We start from the raw sequence: 16,638 nt of genomic DNA on the forward strand, positions 1-16,638 counted from the left end.
ACCCAGCATTCATGAACGGAGACACCATGAGCACCCAGCCCGAAGAGCACACCATGAAGCATCACAAGCGTCCCATCGCCGGCTACCAGGCGAAGACGTTCCTGTGGCAGGTGTCGGACGACGGCAAGGTCGGCACCATTACGCTGAACCGTCCCGAGCGCAAGAACCCGCTGACGTTCGATTCGTACGCGGAACTGCGCGATTTCTTCCGGTCGCTGGTGTATGCCACCGACGTGAAGGTGGTGGTGGTGACGGGCGCGGGCGGCAATTTCTGCTCGGGTGGCGACGTGCACGAGATCATCGGCCCGCTCACGAAGATGAGCATGCCGGAGCTCCTGGACTTCACGCGCATGACGGGCGATCTGGTCAAGGCCATGCGCGTTTGCCCGCAGCCGATCGTGGCGGCCGTGGACGGCGTGTGCGCCGGCGCGGGCGCGATGGTGGCGCTGGCATCGGACATGCGCTTGGGCACGCCGGCGGCGCGCACCGCGTTCCTCTTTACCCGCGTGGGTCTGGCGGGCGCCGACATGGGCGCGTGCACGCTGCTGCCGCGCATGATTGGCCAGGGCCGTGCGTCCGAGCTGCTGTACACCGGCCGCGCGATGACGGCCGACGAGGGCGCAAGCTGGGGCTTTTTCAATGCGCTGCACGAGTCCGGCAAGCTGCTGGAAGCGGCGCAGTCGCTGGCGGCCCAGCTTGCCGCCGGTCCGACCTTTGCGCACGGCGTCACCAAGAAGCTGCTGCACCAGGAATGGAACATGGGCGTGGACGAGGCCATCGAGGCCGAGGCCGAAGCCCAGGCCATCTGCATGCAGACGCGCGATTTCCATCGCGCCTACGAAGCCTTCGTGGCCAAGCAGAAACCCGTCTTCGAGGGGAATTGATGATGCGCGACGCAAGCTGGCTGGACTGGCCCTTTTTCGACGACGCGCACCGCAAGCTGGCGCATGACGTGGACGCGTGGTGCGAGCAGTCGCTGGGCGACGTGGACCATCACGACGCGGACGCGGCATGCAAGAAGCTGGTCAAGGCCATGGGCCAGGCCGGATGGCTGCGCTACGCGGTGGCGGGCGGCCCGGGCGGGGCGTGGGGCGGCGCGCTGCCGGAGGTCGACTCCCGCGCGGTGTGCATCCTGCGCGAGACGTTTGCCCGGCATGAAGGATTGGCGGACTTTGCGTTTGCGATGCAGGGGCTGGGCAGCGGCGCGATTTCGCTGATGGGCTCGGATACGTTGCGCCAGGATTACCTGCCGCGCGTGGCGCGCGGCGAGGCGATTGCGGCCTTTGCGCTGTCGGAGCCCGATGCGGGCTCGGACGTGGCCGCGCTGGCGTGCGAGGCGCGGCTGGACGGCGACCACTATGTGCTGAATGGCGCGAAGACGTGGATCTCGAACGGTGGCATCGCGGACTTCTATGTCGTGTTCGCGCGCACGGGCGAGGCCCCCGGCGCGCGGGGCATCAGCGCCTTCGTGGTGGATGCGGACACGCCGGGATTCGAGGTGGCCGAGCGTATCGACCTGATCGCGCCGCATCCGCTGGCGACCATCACGTTCGACAACTGCCGCATCCCGGCGACGCACCGGTTGGGCGACGCGGGGCAAGGCTTCAAGCTCGCCATGATGACGCTGGATATCTTCCGCGCGTCGGTGGCGGCGGCGGCGCTGGGCTTTGCGCGCCGGGCGCTGGACGAAGGATTGGCGCGCGCCAAGTCGCGCCGCATGTTCGGCCAGACGCTGGCCGACCTGCAACTGACGCAAGCCGCGCTGGGCGACATGGCGACCGCCATCGACGCCTCGGCGCTGCTGACGTACCGCGCCGCGTGGATGCGCGACGTGCAGAAGCTGCGCACCACGCGCGAAGCGGCGATGGCCAAGATGACGGCCACGGAATCGGCGCAGACGGTGATCGACCGGGCGTTGCAGATGTTTGGCGGCGCTGGCGTGGTGTCGGGGATGCCGGTGGAGAAGCTTTACAGGGAAATCAGAGCGCTGCGTATCTACGAAGGCGCCACCGAAGTGCAGAAGTTGATCATCGCCCGTGAACTGCTGAAGGCGTAAGGGGCCATCGAGCGCCTGCCTTTTGCAACGTAAACCGCATCGCACAGCCAAGGGGAATTTTCATGGAAGTATCCGCCCACATCGACACCTTTGCCCGGGACAACCTGCCCCCGGGCGAACAATGGCCTGAGTTCCTGCTGGACGGCCCCGACGTGGCCTATCCCAAGCGTTTCAACTGCGCGGTGGAGCTGGTGGACGCGATGGTCGGCCGCGGCCACGGCGACCGCGTGGCGCTGCGCTGGCGCCAGGACGGCAAGCCGGCGACGATGACCTACCGCGAACTGGCTGCGCTGACGAACCGCATCGCGCGCGTGCTGTCCGAGGACATGAAGCTGGTGCCGGGCAACCGCCTGCTGCTGCGCGGCCCGAACAATCCGATGATGGCGGCGTCGTGGCTGGCCGCGATCAAGGCGGGCCTGGTGACGGTGCCGACGATGCCGCTGCTGCGTTCGAAGGAACTGAAGCAGATCATCGAGAAGGCGCAGATCCAGGCGGTGTTGTGCGACGTGCGCCTGAAGGACGAGGCGCAGTTCTGCGCGCAGCCGGATCACGAGAACCACTGCCCGGGTCTGGCGCAGGTGATGTACTTCAACGATTCGGCGCCGGATGCGCTGGACGCGCTGGCCGCGGGCAAGCCCGACACGTTCGAGGCGTGCGATACGGCGGCGGACGATGTGTGCCTGATCGCATTCACGAGCGGCACGACGGGCTCGCCGAAGGGTTGCATGCATTTCCATCGCGATGTGCTGGCGATGTGCGATCTGTTCCCGAAGCATGTGATCAAGCCGGGCCCGGACGACATTTTCTGCGGCACGCCGCCGCTGGCGTTCACGTTCGGACTGGGCGGGCTGTTGTGCTTCCCGCTGCGCGTGGGCGCGAGTACGGTGCTGGCCGAGAAGCTGTCGCCGGAGAGCCTGCTGGAACTGATCCAGGAATTCCGCGCGACGATCGTGTTCACGGCCCCGACCTTCTACCGCCAGATGGCGGCGCTGGTGGGCAGGTTCGATCTGTCGTCGCTGAAGAAGAGCGTGTCGGCGGGCGAGGCCTTGCCGGATGCGACGCGCCAGCTGTGGAAGGAGGCGACGGGGATCGAGATGATCGACGGCATCGGCGGCACGGAGATGATTCACGTGTTTGTGTCGAGCCCGCCGGAGTCGGTGCGCCGCGGGGCGATCGGGCGCGTGGTGCCGGGGTATGTGGCGCAGATCGTGGATGACGAGATGAAGCCGGTGCCGAACGGCACGGTGGGCCGGCTGGCGATCAAGGGGCCGACGGGCTGCCGCTATCTGGCGGACGAGCGTCAGCGCCGGTTCGTGCAAGATGGCTGGAATCTGCCGGGCGATACGTTCGTGCAGGACGACGACGGCTATCTGTTCTACCAGGCGCGCAACGACGACATGATCGTGTCGGCGGGCTACAACATCGCGGGTCCGGAGGTCGAGGACGCGCTGCTGCGTCACGAGGCGGTGGCGGAGTGCGGGGTGGTGGGCGCGATGGACGACGAGCGCGGGCAGGTGGTGAAGGCGTTTGTGGTGCTCAAGCCGGGTTTTGCGCCGAGCGCGGAACTGGTGACGGCGATGCAGACGTTCGTGAAGGCGAACATTGCGCCTTACAAGTACCCGCGCGCTATCGAGTTCGTGGACGCATTGCCGCGGACGGAGACGGGCAAGTTGCAGCGGTTTGCGCTGCGCAAGATGGCATGAGCAGGTAGAGGCATCAAAGGAAACATCATGGCAGCACCAATCACGACGGCTCCTTTCGTGAGCCAGGTAGAAGTCCGATTCCGCCATTGCGATCCGGCGGGAATCGTGTTCTATCCGCGCTATTTCGAGATGATCAATGATTTCGTCGAGGAGTGGTTCGACAAGGGAATGGGGCTGCCGTTTCATGCGCTGCATGTGGACCGGCACATCGGCACGCCGATGGCGTCGGTGACGTGCGATTTCAGCGCGCCGAGCCGGTGGCACGAGAAGCTGCGTCAGACGTTGTCGGTGCAGCGCATCGGAGGCGCGTCGTTCAAGGCGCTGGTGCGTTTTGAAGGGCCGGACGGCCAGTTGCGGTTGTCGGCGACGCTGACGATCGTGACGGTGGATTTGCGGACGATGAAGTCGATGCCGCTGCCTGCGGATCTGCGGGATCGCATGCAGCATTTTCTGGCAACCGCGGCATAAGCGGGCGCCACCCTGTGGTTTGTTTATTTGATCAATAGGATGAGACGTTATGAAGATTCTGCAACCGCCGGATTGGATGGCGCCCCGGGGCTATTCGAATGGTGTGCTGACCGAGATGCAGGTGGGCAGCAAGATCGTGTTTGTGGGCGGACAGGTGGGATGGAACGGGCAGCAGCAGTTCGAGTCCGATGATTTTGCGGACCAGGTGCGTCAGGCGCTGCTGAACATCGTGCAGATTCTTGCCGAGGGCGGGGCGAAGCCGGAACATATCGTGCGGATGACTTGGTATGTGACGGACAAGAATGAGTACGTGGCGGCGTATCCGGGTATCGGGAAGCACTACCGGGAGTTGATCGGCCGGCATTTTCCGGCGATGACGGCGGTGGAGGTGGCTGATCTGGTGGAGGATCGCGCGAAGGTGGAGATCGAGGTGACTGCGGTGGTGCCTGCGCAGTAACGTCTATTCGGTTTGACGGTGTATCGAAGGTTCGCCGCTTTTGCTTCCCGGCCGGCACCGGGGGGCGCGAGCGGCGGGCCTTCGGTGCTTGTGGGTGGGATTTTGTCGGCATGTCGCTGGCTTCAGGTGTCAGACACCGGTCGATGATGCGCCGCCCGAGGTTCTTAAGACGCCCGGCGCGTCGTCGGTCTGGGGCGCGCGGGGCTACGATTGCGGTCCGGAGCCTTCGCTCCGGACTACCCCTTCGTCATCTTCGTCCAGGCCTTCGGCCTTCCCTTCAGATTCCCTCGGGCGCATCTACACGCCCCGCGCACCCCAGACCGCCGCCACGCCGGGCTCCGATGTTTGCTCTTGTCGTTCGCTGGGGCGGGTGGGGTTCTTCAGGTTCTTACCTGCGTCGGCTTGGCTATGAAGCATCTTGCGGTGCCCGCCCCACGGCGGCCGCGCGGGCGGCCTGGCGGGGCTTACGTGGTGTCTCGCATCCACGTGTGTGCGCTGCGCGCTCGCGGCGCGTAAGACTGATTCAGGTGTCAGACACCCGTTGCTTTTACGCATCGTCTTGTAGGCGTACCACTGAATTCAGGTGTCTGACACCCGCATAAGCAAGCCGCCATTACGCAGCAATCTCCGCCGGGTGTCTGACACCGTGCGCGTCGCATAAGACCGATTCAGGTGTCAGACACCGCAATCCCTCATCACCCACCCGCGCGCCGCGTCTCTTTCGGCAGTTCCCCGAAGCGTTCCCGGTAATACTCCGAGAACCTCCCCAGATGCCCAAACCCCACGCTCAACGCCACTTCCGTCACGCTCGCATCCGGCTGCGTCTTCAGCCGGCTCCTCGCCGCGTCCAGCCGGAACGCGCGTAGCGCATTCATCGGCGTCGTATTCCGGTGTTCCTGAAAAAGCCGGGTGAGCGCAGTCGCACTTGCGCCAGCATGGCGAGCGATGGTGTTCAGGGTCAATGGCGCACCCAGGCGTTCGCGCATGAACGCCTCGGCAACGCTCAGGCGGCGGGGGACGATGTCGGGCTGGCCTGCGTGGGTTTGCCACGTGTTCGGCTGGTTGTAGAGCAGGTGCAAGACCAGCGTGTCTTCCAGATGCTCCAGCCACGCGGCGGGCGGGCGGCGCGCGCCATCGTCCAAGGTGGGCAGCAAGTGAATCAGACTGCCCATCATGCTGCGCCACGCGGCGCCGATGGGCGTATCCAGGCGCAGGGCGGGGCTGAAGTCGAGGGGGCGGGCGGCGGCGTCGCCGAAGGCGCGTTGGCCCATGGCTTCGAGCTTGCCTCTTGGGATCTTGAGCAGCAGTTGTTCGCAGCCGGCCTCCCAGTGCAGACGCAGGCGGCGGTTGGGGGCGATGACGGCGGCGCAGTCGGGGTTGGCGTTGACGCCTTCGTCGCCGCATTCGATGCGGGCGCGGCCGCGTAGGGGGACCTGCACCAGCATGAAGTCCTGGAGGCGGTCGGGTTCGATGTGGACTTCGGCGCCGTAGCGCAACGTACAGACCGTCAGCGAGCCGAATCGGCCGCGGTTCAGTTCGGCATCGACGCGGCCGCCTTTCCAGGTGAGGCGGTGGTCCTTGAGGGCTTCGGACACGCGGGCGCGGGTCTCATCCTGTTGCGTGGAGCTGAAGACGCGCCGTTTCAGCAAGGGCGCCAGCTCTAGTCGGGACCAGCCGTGCATGGAAGCCTCCGGGACGGGACCGATCCCGTATCTGCGGGCAGCGTAATGGAATCGCGCGCCATTGGGAATTAAGTGAATCCCGGATAAGAGTGGCGGTATTCGGATAGAGCCGGGGTGGGCGCGGGCCTAATCTTGCCCAAGGCGCCGCGCACGGTGGGCGGGCCTGTTGGAGAGAGGGCGCCGCGACGCGTAAGCTGGGCGACTTGAATCGGCGGCATGCGTGTACCGACGGCAGACGGGTTCTGTCAGCTTTCCGCCAGCGCGGCTGGCGGCGAATACGGGGTGGCACATGAATCGAAATCGATGGAGCCGGCGCGCGCTGGCGGCGCTGGTTTGCATGGGGACTGCGGTGGGCGCGCCGGGTGCGGCGTCGGCGGCCGACAAGGTGAAGGTAGGACTGCTGACCACGTTGTCGGGGCCGGGCGCGGCACTGGGCAACGAGATTCGTGACGGCTTCAATCTGGCGCTGCAGCATACGGGCGGCAAGCTGGGCGGGTTGGCGGCGGAAGTGGTGGTGGCCGATGACCAGCAGAAGGCGGATACGGGGCGTCAGGCGGTGGAACGCCTGCTCAAGCGCGACCGCGTGGACGTGATGACGGGGATCGTGTTTTCGAATGTGCTGCTGCCGGTGATGCCGGCGATCCTGCAGTCGGACACGATCTATCTCAGCACCAATACGGGTCCGGAAAACTACGCGGGCGCGGGCTGTAATCCGAATTTCTTTGCGGTGGCCTGGCAGAACGAGGACATTCCGGCTGCGATGGGCAAGTATGCGGCTGATCAGGGGTACAAGCGCGTGGCGTTGATCGCGCCGGACTATCCGGGCGGACGCGAGTCGCTGAATGGCTTCAAGCGCCTGTACAAGGGTGGCGTGGCCGAAGAGATCTATACGCAGCTTGGCCAGCTGGACTACGGCGTGGAGATTACGCAGTTGCGGGCGAGCAAGCCGGATGCGGTGTTCTTCTTTCTGCCCGGCGGCATGGGCGTGAATTTCATCAAGCAGTTCAACGGCGCGGGGCTGTCCAAGGACATAGCGCTGCTGGCGCCGGGCTTTTCGGGTGACGAGGACACGATCGCGGCGGTGGGTGCGCCGATCAAGGGTCTGCGCAACACGGCGCAATGGGCGGCTGAACTCGACAACCCGGCCAACCGCAAGTTCGTCGAGGATTTCAAGAAGACCTACAACCGCAGCCCGTCGCTGTACGCGTCGCAGGGTTATGACGCGGCGATGCTGCTGGACAGCGCGGTGCGCCAGACCGGCGGCAAGCTGGATGCCGAGGCACTGCGTCCGGCGCTGCGCCGTGCGGACTTCAAGTCGGTGCGCGGCGATTTCAAGTTCAACCGCAATCAGTACCCGGTGCAGAACTATTACCTGCGCGTGGTCGAGGCGGACGCCAGCGGCAAGCTGTCGAACAAGCTGTCGGGCACGGTGCTGACGCAATACCAGGATCCCTTCGCCGCCGCGTGCCAGATGAAGTAGGCCGCCGGCTTCGGAAACACAGGAGATACGCATGACTGATCGCATTACGACGCGCGAGGTGACGATCGCCTCGCACGATGGCAAGTCCTTTGGCGCCTATCTGGCGGTGCCGGCCTCGGGCCGTGGCCCGGGGCTGGTGCTGTGCCAGGAGATTTTCGGCGTCAACGATTTCATGCGGCGCAGCGCGCAGCTGCTGGCCGAGGAGGGCTACGTGGTGCTGGTGCCGGACCTGTTCTGGCGTCAGCAGCCCGGCATCCAGCTGACGGACGGCCCGGCGGATATGCCGCGCGCGTTCGAGCTGTACAAGGGCTTTGACGTGGACCTGGGCATCAAGGACATCGCGTCGACGCTGGCCGCGTTGCGCGCGCTGCCCGAGCAGGAAGGCAGCGCGGGCGTGCTGGGGTATTGCCTGGGGGGCAAGCTGGCCTATCTGGCGGCGTGCCGCACGGACGCGGACGTGGCGGTCGGTTACTACGGCGTGGGCATCGAGGACAGCCTTGAAGAGGCCGCCAATCTGCGCGGACGCCTGGTGCTGCACATCGCCGAGCAGGATGGATTCTGTCCGCCCGAGGCTCGCCAGCGCATCCTGGAAGCGCTGGGCGGCAAGCCGGGCGTGGAGCTGTACGTGTACCCCGGCGTGGATCACGCGTTTGCCCGCACGGGCGGTGATCACTACGACAAGCCGTCGGCGATGATGGCGCATCAGCGCAGCATGGCCGCGCTGCAGCGCACGATCGGGCCGGAGTTCGATTATTCGTATCTGTGGGACAAGCACTGCGAGTATGAATTCGGCACGCGCGACGTGGCGGCGACGATGGCGACGATGGTGGCCGAGCCTTACGTCAACCACATCCCGACGATGACGGGCGGCGTGGGCCACAAAGAGCTGTCGCGCTTCTATCAGCATCATTTCGTGAACAGCAATCCGCCCGACACGCGGCTGGTGCCGCTGTCGCGCACGGTGGGCGCCACGCAGATCGTGGACGAGCTGCTGTTCTGCTTCACCCACACGACCGAAATCGACTGGATGCTGCCGGGCGTCGCGCCCACGGGCAAGGTCGTGGAGATCCCGCTGGTGGCCATCGTGAAGTTCCGTGGCGACAAGCTTTATCACGAGCACATCTACTGGGATCAGGCCAGCGTGCTGGTGCAGGTGGGCCTGCTCGATCCCGAGGGCCTGCCCACGGCCGGGCGCGAGACCGCGGCCAAGCTGCTGGACGAAACCCTGCCTTCCAACACGCTGATGGCGCGCTGGAAGGACAGCGAGAACAAGTAGGGAGACGACATGCCTTATACCGATGAGCAACTTGCGGGGCTGGTGCGCGGCGACAGCGTGCACCGGGACCTGTACACCGATCCGGCGATCTTCGACATCGAGATGCAGCGCATCTATGGCCGCGCGTGGATCTACGTGGGCCACGAAAGCCAGGTGCCCAAGACAGGCGACTATCACACCACGCGCCTGGGCGATCAGGATGTGCTGATGGTGCGCGCCGCCGACGGCCGCGTGCACGTGCTGTACAACCGCTGCCCGCACAAGGGCGCGAAGGTGGTGGCCGACGGCGAAGGCTGTGCGGGCAAGTTCTTCCGCTGCCCGTACCACGCGTGGACGTTCAAGCTGGACGGCAGCCATCTGGGCGTGCCGCTCAAGCAGGGTTTGGAAGGCACGTCGTACGACCCCACGGATCCCTCGTTCTCGATGCGGCGGTTGCCGCGCGTGGAGAGCTACCGCGGCTTCGTGTTTGCCAGCCAGTCGGCCGAAGGCCAGGCGCTGGAAGACTTCCTGGGCGGCGTGCGCTCGTCCATCGACAACCTGTGCGACCGTTCGCCGGTGGGCGAGGTGGAAGTCGCCGGCGGCATCTTCCGCGTGATGCAGCGTTCGAACTGGAAGGTGTTCTACGAGAACCTGCACGACACGATGCACGCGCGCGTGACGCATGAATCGTCCTATGCGGCGGCGCGCGACGAGGCCAAGGAAATGGGCGAGATGCCGCTCGAGCTGCACATCATGGACGGCAACGGTGAGCCCTACGAATTTTGGGAGAAGCTGGAGCTGCGCGCCTACGACAACGGCCACGGCTACATGGAAGGCATCTTCAACCCGGGCGCCGCCGAGCGCGATCCGGTGTCGCGCGCGCATTTCGAGTCGCTGACCGGCGCCTACGGCGAGCAGCGCGCCCGCGAGATCCTGGGGATGAACCGCCACAACACGGTGATCTACGGCAGTGGCTCGCCGCACACGGTGTTCCAGCAGTTCCGCGTGATCCGGCCGGTGGCGGTGGATCGGACGCTGATCGAGATCCAGACGTTCCGCTGCAAGGGCGCGCCGGAGGGCGTGTTCAAGCGCGCGATGCTGTATGCCAACGTCATCAATTCGCCGTCGTCCAACGTCATGCCGGATGACATCGAGCTCTACAACCGCTGCCAGGAAGGCAACGCGACGCGTGGCGGGGATTGGGTCAGCATGCACCGCTATCACGGCACGGACCGTGTCGAGGCCGACGGCATGGTGTCCGTGAACGGCACCAGCGAATTGCCCATGCGCAATCAGTTCCGAGCGTGGAAGGCTTACATGGAAGCGGGCGCCGGCACCGGGAATGGCGCCGCGGCAAAGGGAGACGGCGCATGCTGCTAGATCTGGATTTCGACGTCGGCACCGCGAATCTTGCGCCGGCCGACGTGCCCGCCGACGCCTACCATCGCATCGCGCAGTTCCTGTACCGCGAGGCGCGGCTGCTGGACGAGCGGCGCTATGACGAATGGCAGGCGCTGTGGACGGAGGACGGCATGTACTGGATGCCGCGCAAGCACGGCCAGGAAAGCCCGTACGACTTCATCTCGATCTTCTGGGAAGACCGCATGCTGCGCGACGTGCGCATCCGGCGCCTGGAACATCCGCGCAACTGGTCGCAGCAGCCGCCCACGCGCAGCGTGCGGCTGGTGGGCGGCGTGCAGGTCGAGGGCGTGGATGCGGCCGGCAATCTGGTGGTGCATTCCGTCTTTCAGATGACCGAATGGCGCAAGCGCCAGCCACGCCAGCTTGCCGGGCGGTACACCCACAAGCTGGCTGCCGAGGGCGATGGCTGGCGCATTCGCATGAAGCGCGTGGACCTCGTCAACTGCGACGATGCGCACGACGCGTTCGAGGTATTTGTGTGATGAACGCGGACGTGGCGGTGCTGGCGCTGCACTATCAGAACGATGTGCTGCATCCGGATGGCAAGATCCGCGTCGGGCTGGACGCCGACAGCGGGGCGCGCCAGCGCCTGCTGGACAACGCCGCCGCCTTGCTCGAAGGCGCGCGATCGCACGCGCTGCCCATCGTGCACGTGCGCATCGCGTTTCGTCCTGATTACGCGGACCTGCTGCCCAACTGCGCAATCTTCCGCAACGTGGCTTCGATTGGCGCGGTGCCGGAAGGGCAGTGGGGCAGCGCGTTTTACGATGGCCTGCATCCGCTGGCGGGCAGCGCGCGCGAGTTCGTCGTCAAGCACACGCGCATCAGCGCGTTCTATGGCACGCCGCTGGAGGAAACCCTGCGGCTGCTGGGCGCGCAGCGGCTGGTGGTGGCGGGTGTGGCGACGCATTCGGTGGTCGAGGGCACGGTGCGCCATGCCGCCGATATAGGCTTTTCGGTCATGGTGGCCGAAGACGCCTGCGCGTCGGCCGATCCGGCGGTGCACGAGGCGTCGCTGGCCAGCATGCGGCTGATCGCGCAGACGGGATCGGTGCGCGACGCGGTACGCTGGGCCGCGGCGTCAAACTGACAAGGAATACACATGGATTTCTCAGGCTTTCCCGGCTTGGCGGGCAAAACCGCCATCGTCACCGGCAGCACGCAGGGCCTGGGCGCGGACATCGCGCGCGGCTTTGTCGCGGCGGGCGCCAACGTCGTGCTGGTCGGCCGCAACGCCGAGGCGGGCGAGGCGCTGGCCAAGGCGCTGGGCGAACGCGCGCTGTTCTGCGAGACGGATATCGGCGAAGACGCCCAGATCCAGGCCTGCATCGGCGCCGCGCTGACGCGCTTTGGCCGGCTGGATTTCCTGGTGAACAACGCGTGCCAGTACGCGGATCGCGGGCTGGCGTCGACGCGGGACGAATGGCACCGCACGCTGGATACGAATCTTGTTTCGGCGGCGATCTTCACGCAGCTCGCGGCGGCGCATCTGCCGCGCGGCGGCGTGGTCGTGAACCTGGGCAGCACGGGCGGCAAGTTTGGCGCGGCCGGGCGCGCGCTGTATCCGGCGTCCAAGGCGGCGCTGCTGCAGATCACCAAGAACTTCGCGGTGGAACTCGCGCCGTCGGGCGTGCGCGTGCTGGCGGTGTCGCCGGCATGGACATGGTCGCCGTCGGTGGAACAGCTGTCCGGCGGATCACGTCAGGCGGCCGACGCGGTGGGCGCGCATTTCCATCCGCTGGGCCGCGTAGGCTCCGGCGAAGAGATCGCCGCGGCGGTGTGCTTTGCGTGCTCCGACGCCGCATCGTGGATGACGGGCGTCGACATTCCGGTTGACGGCGGCTTCTCGATCCTGGGCCCCGACCGCGGCATCTCGCCGCGCGTGTGGTTCAAGGAATTGATGCCGGACGATGGCGCCTGACGTAAGCGCTGGATGACCGAGCGGTGCCGCCGGGGTGTCAGACACCTGGCTTCGCACGCCGGCGTCTAGCGAATGACGATCTCGCCTTCTTCCAGTCCGGCCTTGCCGCCCACCTGGTCCTCCAGGAACTCCTGCATCTTGTTGCCCAGCTGGATCTTCGTGCCGCTACAGAAGCGCCGCGAGGCGGCGATGGTGGCGTTCTGCTGAGGCAGCAGGTCGCGGGCCAGTTGGGCTTCCTCGGTTTCAAGACCGGCCAGGTCACCGATGAGCTTGGTGTGCGTGTTGCGCGCCCGCTCGACGACGTCGCCCGAGGCGCGTTGCGGATTGGCTTGCAGGAACATCAGCAGTTGTTCCAGCTTGGCCTTTTCCTCGTTCATCTTCAGGCGCTTGCGCGTGAGCGCCGAACGCTTGATGTCGGCGTGCGGGTCCAGGCCGGCTTGCACCAGCGTCGGAATGCCTGCGGGCGAGCCGATGGTGCCGGCGCGGACCGCCAGCAGAGCGCGGGTTTCGCCGCCCGTGATGGCGCTTTGCTGCGTGTTGGGCGGGCCGACGTTGACGCTGCCACCCGCGGCGATGCTGCATTGGCGGATTTCGCGTTCGACGTCGATGTCCTGACCCGCGCTGATGACGGCGTTCTCGATGAACTTGGCCCGCAGCGTGCCGCCGCAGACGATGTGCGCGGTGCGGGGCGCCGCCGAGGTGTCGTGCAGGGTTTCGGCCATGCCGATGATGCCGCCCTTGACCGTGACGCTGCCGCCGGCCTCGACCAGCGCGGCTTCGATGGTGCCGTTGACGACCACGTCGCCTGTCACGCGCACTTCCATCGTGGCGGCGATATCACCACGCACCTGCAAGGAACCTTCGAAGTTGATGTTCCCGGTGGACAGGTTGACGGCGTCCACCTCCACCATCGGGTTGACCTGCACGCCATGGGTGATGAGCGTCGGCGTGCCGGAAATGGCCGCGCGCAGCAGCAACGGATCTTCCGGATCGACCTCGACGCCGGACAGTTCCTTGGAAAACGGCGTGTCGGGCAGCTCGTCGGGCAACACGGCCTCGCCGAGCACGTTGGTGCCGTCCACGCCGGGCAGCGGCGGAAAGCGGCGCATGAGCGGCGTGCCGGGCGACACGAGCAACAGGCTGCCGAGATCGCGGTAATTCACCTGGGCCAGTTCGTCGATGTCTTCGGCGCGGGGCTTCAGACGGTCCAGCAGGCTTTCAAAGCGGGTGGGCGTGCCGCGCGTGGGCGGCGTGCCCTGCGCGGCCAGGATGGTCTCGGCGCGGCCCAGCGCCACGGCTTCGGCCAGCGCGCCGTCCAGCACGCCGTGCACGATGCCCTGGTCTGCCAGGGCCTGGCGCACCGCTTCCAGCGCGACGGGCTTGCCGCCCTTGGGCGGGTGCAGCGTCAGCGTTGCCGCCATGCGGGTTGCGTTCAGTTCGATGTCGAAGCTGCCATCCACGACCTGGCCGACGGGGCACTGGACGGGTTCGGTGGCCGTGCGGCACAGGTCAATGAAGGCGACGATGGCGTGGTTGTCGAGCGCGTCGGCGCCCCAGCCTTGCGTGGCCGCGGCAGCGACCAGCACGTCCCACGTCGGCAGGTCGGTGTTGACGTGCGGGGGGGCGGCTTCGTCGGCGACGGCAATGTCCGCGTCGTCAGACTGAGAGTCGGTCTGAGAGTCGGTCTGAGAGTCGGTCTGAGACCCCGCCGAGTCACCGACCTCCGAGCCGGCAACCGCCAGGTCGGAAGAACCAGCGGCTGTTGCGTCGGCGGGTTCGGGACGAGGTGGCGGCGTGTACACCGCCGTCAGGACGTTGGTGTCGGCATCCAGCATCAACTGGAGCATGTGTTCTGCGCCCATTTCACCCTCTCTCCGATCCCGGCACGAGCGGCCGGTTCAATCATTTGGTAATTGAACGAAATATTACGTCATATTCTTTGCAAGGACGATCATTACCGGCGGTAACAAGCAAATTTATCGGCCGCATGTCCTAGTCACGTCCCCGATTCTCCCTGGGAAGCGCCCGCGCCGCCGCGATCTAGATCATCGGCAGGAAAGACAGAACCGGGATGGTGCAAGCAGCATTGGGGCTCGCCAACGCGTCTTCCGACGCCGCCGGAGCCCCGTCCCATGTCCCAACCCCCTACCTCCATTCTTTCGGCCACGCGCGCCATCCTGGCACGCGCCGGCGGGATGGCGGCGGTGGCGGCGCTGGCCTCGGGCGCTCTGGCGCTGGCGACACCGGTGCAGGCCGCCGAAACCTACCGCTACAAGGACCCGTTCGGCGTCTGGCGCACGATGAAGGTGCCTACCGGCACCGGTAAATACTACAAGCGCGCGCAGGCACGGACGGCGGTCCGCGGCGGCGCCGAGAAACTGTGCCTGAGCTGTGAGCCGGAAGCCGGCGACGGCGCCCGCCGCGTCAGCCGCGTGGCCGCCGAACCGGCGTTGCGCTGGAGCACCGTCAAACCCACGACCAAGCACGACAACCTGATCGCCCGCGCCGCACTGGATTCGGGGGTCGATCAGGCGTTGCTGACCGCGATCATCGCCATCGAGTCGGGTTTCCGTAGCGATGCCCGCTCGCCCAAGGGCGCGTTGGGCCTGATGCAGCTGATGCCCGCGACGGCCGCGCCGTTACTGTCGGTGGATGACGTGGAGCGGGCGCTGGTGGATCCGGCGACGAATGTGCAGGCCGGATCGCGCCATCTGCGCCGGCTGATCGACCGGTATCCGGGCCGCCTGGATCTGGCGCTGGCCGCGTACAACGCGGGCGAGGGCGCGGTGCGCAAATACGACGCGGTGCCGCCGTACGCCGAAACCCAGGCCTATGTGAAGAATGTGACGGCCCTGTACGAGCAGTACAAGGCGCCGTGAAGTAAGCGGGCCGTCGGCCCGCTTCGATTCAACGCTTAAAGTCCCGCGAAGACCTTGTCCGCGATATCCAGCGTGGCCTGGATGACGGCATCGTCGTGCGTGGCCGACACGAAACCCGCTTCGAAGGCGGACGGCGCGAAATGCACGCCGTTATCCAGCATGGCATGGAAGAAGCGGTTGAACGCGGCGGTGTCGCAGGCCGAGACCTGGGCGAACGAGGCCGGGATGCTGTCGCTGAAGTAGATGCCGAACATGCCGCCGACCGAGTCCGCCGAGAAGGGCAGGCCGGCCTTGCGGGCGCGTTCCTGCAAACCTTGCGCCAGCTTTGCGGTCTGCGCCGACAGGTTCTCGTAGAAGCCGGCCTCGCCGATCAGGCGCAGCGTGGCCAGACCCGCCGCCACGGCCACCGGATTGCCGGACAGCGTGCCGGCCTGGTAGACGCCGCCCAGCGGTGCGATGTGCTTCATGACCTCGGCGCTGCCGCCGAAGGCGCCCACCGGCATGCCGCCGCCGATCACCTTGGCCAGCGTGGTGATGTCCGGCTTGACGCCGGTCAGGCCCTGCACGCCTTGCGGTCCCACGCGAAAGCCCGTCATGACCTCGTCGAAAATCAGCAGCGCGCCATGCTGCGTGCAGACTTCGCGCAGGCCTTCCAGGAAGCCGGCGGCCGGCTTGATGAGGTTCATGTTGCCGGCGACCGGCTCCACGATGATGCAGGCGATGTCGGCGCCATGCTGCGCAAAGGCTTCGCGCACGGCATCCAGGTTGTTGTATTCCAGGGTCAGCGTGTGCGACACGAATTCCGGCGGCACGCCGGCCGAACTGGGATTGCCGAAGGTCAGCAGACCCGATCCGGCTTTGACCAGCAGGCTGTCCGAATGGCCGTGATAGCAGCCTTCGAACTTCACGATCTTGGCGCGGCCGGTGGCGCCGCGCGCCAGGCGGATCGCCGTCATGGTGGCTTCGGTGCCCGAGCTGACCAGGCGCACCTGTTCCAGCGATGGCAGACGCGAGATCAGCACTTCAGCCAGCTCGATTTCCGCTTCGGTCGGCGCGCCGAACGACAGCCCGTTGACGGCCGCTTCCTGCACCGCGCGCACGACTTCCGGGTGCGAGTGGCCCAGGATGGCCGGGCCCCACGAACCGACGTAGTCGATGTACTGCTTGTCTTCCGCGTCCCACACGTACGGACCTTGCGCGCGCTTGATGAAGCGCGGCGTGCCGCCCACGGAGCGGAAAGCGCGCACGGGCGAGTTGACGCCGCCGGGGATGCTGCGGCAGGCGCGGTCGAAGAGCTGAGCGTTACTGGACATGG

15 protein-coding genes are annotated in these 16,638 nt (G+C 66.4%); 12 read left to right on the forward strand and 3 right to left on the reverse strand.

All coding sequences use genetic code 11. The annotated features are described in order from the left end of the window. Window positions 1-26 precede the first annotated feature (26 nt). The 5 genes from CLM73_RS02770 (at window position 27) to CLM73_RS02790 (ending at window position 4,684) form a co-directional block, all read left to right on the forward strand. Window positions 27-884 (forward strand): enoyl-CoA hydratase family protein, encoded by an 858-nt coding sequence (locus CLM73_RS02770; RefSeq protein WP_105237225.1) that lies wholly within the window; start codon window positions 27-29, stop codon window positions 882-884. A gap of 2 nt (window positions 885-886) precedes the next feature. Beyond that, window positions 887-2,056, forward strand: a complete 1,170-nt coding sequence (locus CLM73_RS02775) for an acyl-CoA dehydrogenase family protein (RefSeq protein WP_105241355.1) — start codon at window positions 887-889, stop codon at window positions 2,054-2,056. Window positions 2,057-2,118: 62 nt separating this feature from the next. Next, window positions 2,119-3,759: an AMP-binding protein gene (locus tag CLM73_RS02780; protein WP_105237226.1), complete on the forward strand. Its 1,641-nt coding sequence runs from the start codon at window positions 2,119-2,121 to the stop codon at window positions 3,757-3,759. Window positions 3,760-3,786: 27 nt separating this feature from the next. Further along, window positions 3,787-4,227, forward strand: a complete 441-nt coding sequence (locus tag CLM73_RS02785; protein WP_105237227.1) for an acyl-CoA thioesterase — start codon at window positions 3,787-3,789, stop codon at window positions 4,225-4,227. Window positions 4,228-4,276: 49 nt separating this feature from the next. Beyond that, window positions 4,277-4,684, forward strand: a complete 408-nt coding sequence (locus tag CLM73_RS02790; RefSeq protein ID WP_105237228.1) for a RidA family protein — start codon at window positions 4,277-4,279, stop codon at window positions 4,682-4,684. 695 nt (window positions 4,685-5,379) lie between these two features. On the opposite strand, the gene CLM73_RS02795 is transcribed toward CLM73_RS02790, so the two are convergent. Continuing rightward, a complete protein-coding gene (locus tag CLM73_RS02795) occupies window positions 5,380-6,366 on the reverse strand; it encodes an AraC family transcriptional regulator (RefSeq protein ID WP_105237229.1) in 987 nt (328 codons plus the stop codon). A gap of 289 nt (window positions 6,367-6,655) precedes the next feature. On the opposite strand from CLM73_RS02795, the gene CLM73_RS02800 reads away from it, so the two are divergent. Genes CLM73_RS02800 through CLM73_RS02825 form a run of 6 tightly spaced genes read left to right on the forward strand, consistent with a single transcriptional unit; the run spans window position 6,656 to window position 12,444 of the window. After that, window positions 6,656-7,846 carry an ABC transporter substrate-binding protein gene (locus CLM73_RS02800; RefSeq protein ID WP_105237230.1) on the forward strand — a complete coding sequence of 397 codons (1,191 nt, stop codon included), beginning with the start codon at window positions 6,656-6,658 and terminating at the stop codon, window positions 7,844-7,846. 31 nt (window positions 7,847-7,877) lie between these two features. After that, entirely contained in the window at window positions 7,878-9,122 is a 1,245-nt protein-coding gene (locus CLM73_RS02805; RefSeq protein WP_105237231.1) for a dienelactone hydrolase family protein, read from the forward strand. A gap of 9 nt (window positions 9,123-9,131) precedes the next feature. Next, a complete protein-coding gene (locus CLM73_RS02810; RefSeq protein ID WP_105237232.1) occupies window positions 9,132-10,481 on the forward strand; it encodes an aromatic ring-hydroxylating dioxygenase subunit alpha in 1,350 nt (449 codons plus the stop codon). Further along, window positions 10,472-11,005 (forward strand): aromatic-ring-hydroxylating dioxygenase subunit beta, encoded by a 534-nt coding sequence (locus CLM73_RS02815; protein WP_105237233.1) that lies wholly within the window; start codon window positions 10,472-10,474, stop codon window positions 11,003-11,005. Before CLM73_RS02810 ends, CLM73_RS02815 begins: the two co-directional genes overlap by 10 nt. Further along, on the forward strand, window positions 11,005-11,613 hold the full coding sequence (locus CLM73_RS02820; protein WP_105237234.1) for a cysteine hydrolase family protein: 609 nt from the start codon (window positions 11,005-11,007) through the stop codon (window positions 11,611-11,613). Before CLM73_RS02815 ends, CLM73_RS02820 begins: the two co-directional genes overlap by 1 nt. A 12-nt stretch (window positions 11,614-11,625) precedes the next feature. Further along, complete coding sequence (locus tag CLM73_RS02825) at window positions 11,626-12,444, forward strand: SDR family oxidoreductase (protein ID WP_105237235.1); 819 nt, start codon at window positions 11,626-11,628, stop codon at window positions 12,442-12,444. Between the two features lie 65 nt (window positions 12,445-12,509). Here CLM73_RS02825 and CLM73_RS02830 read toward each other — a convergent pair whose 3' ends face one another. Beyond that, a complete protein-coding gene (locus CLM73_RS02830) occupies window positions 12,510-14,306 on the reverse strand; it encodes a DUF342 domain-containing protein (protein WP_105237236.1) in 1,797 nt (598 codons plus the stop codon). 270 nt (window positions 14,307-14,576) lie between these two features. Between CLM73_RS02830 and CLM73_RS02835 the strand changes: the two genes are divergently transcribed. After that, a complete protein-coding gene (locus CLM73_RS02835) occupies window positions 14,577-15,323 on the forward strand; it encodes a lytic transglycosylase domain-containing protein (RefSeq protein WP_105237237.1) in 747 nt (248 codons plus the stop codon). Between the two features lie 35 nt (window positions 15,324-15,358). Here CLM73_RS02835 and hemL read toward each other — a convergent pair whose 3' ends face one another. Then, window positions 15,359-16,636, reverse strand: a complete 1,278-nt coding sequence (gene hemL / locus CLM73_RS02840; RefSeq protein WP_105241356.1) for a glutamate-1-semialdehyde 2,1-aminomutase — start codon at window positions 16,634-16,636, stop codon at window positions 15,359-15,361. Between the last annotated feature and the right edge of the window lie 2 nt (window positions 16,637-16,638).

Source organism: Achromobacter spanius, assembly GCF_002966795.1.
Taxonomy (GTDB): Bacteria; Pseudomonadota; Gammaproteobacteria; order Burkholderiales; family Burkholderiaceae_B; genus Achromobacter; species Achromobacter spanius_D.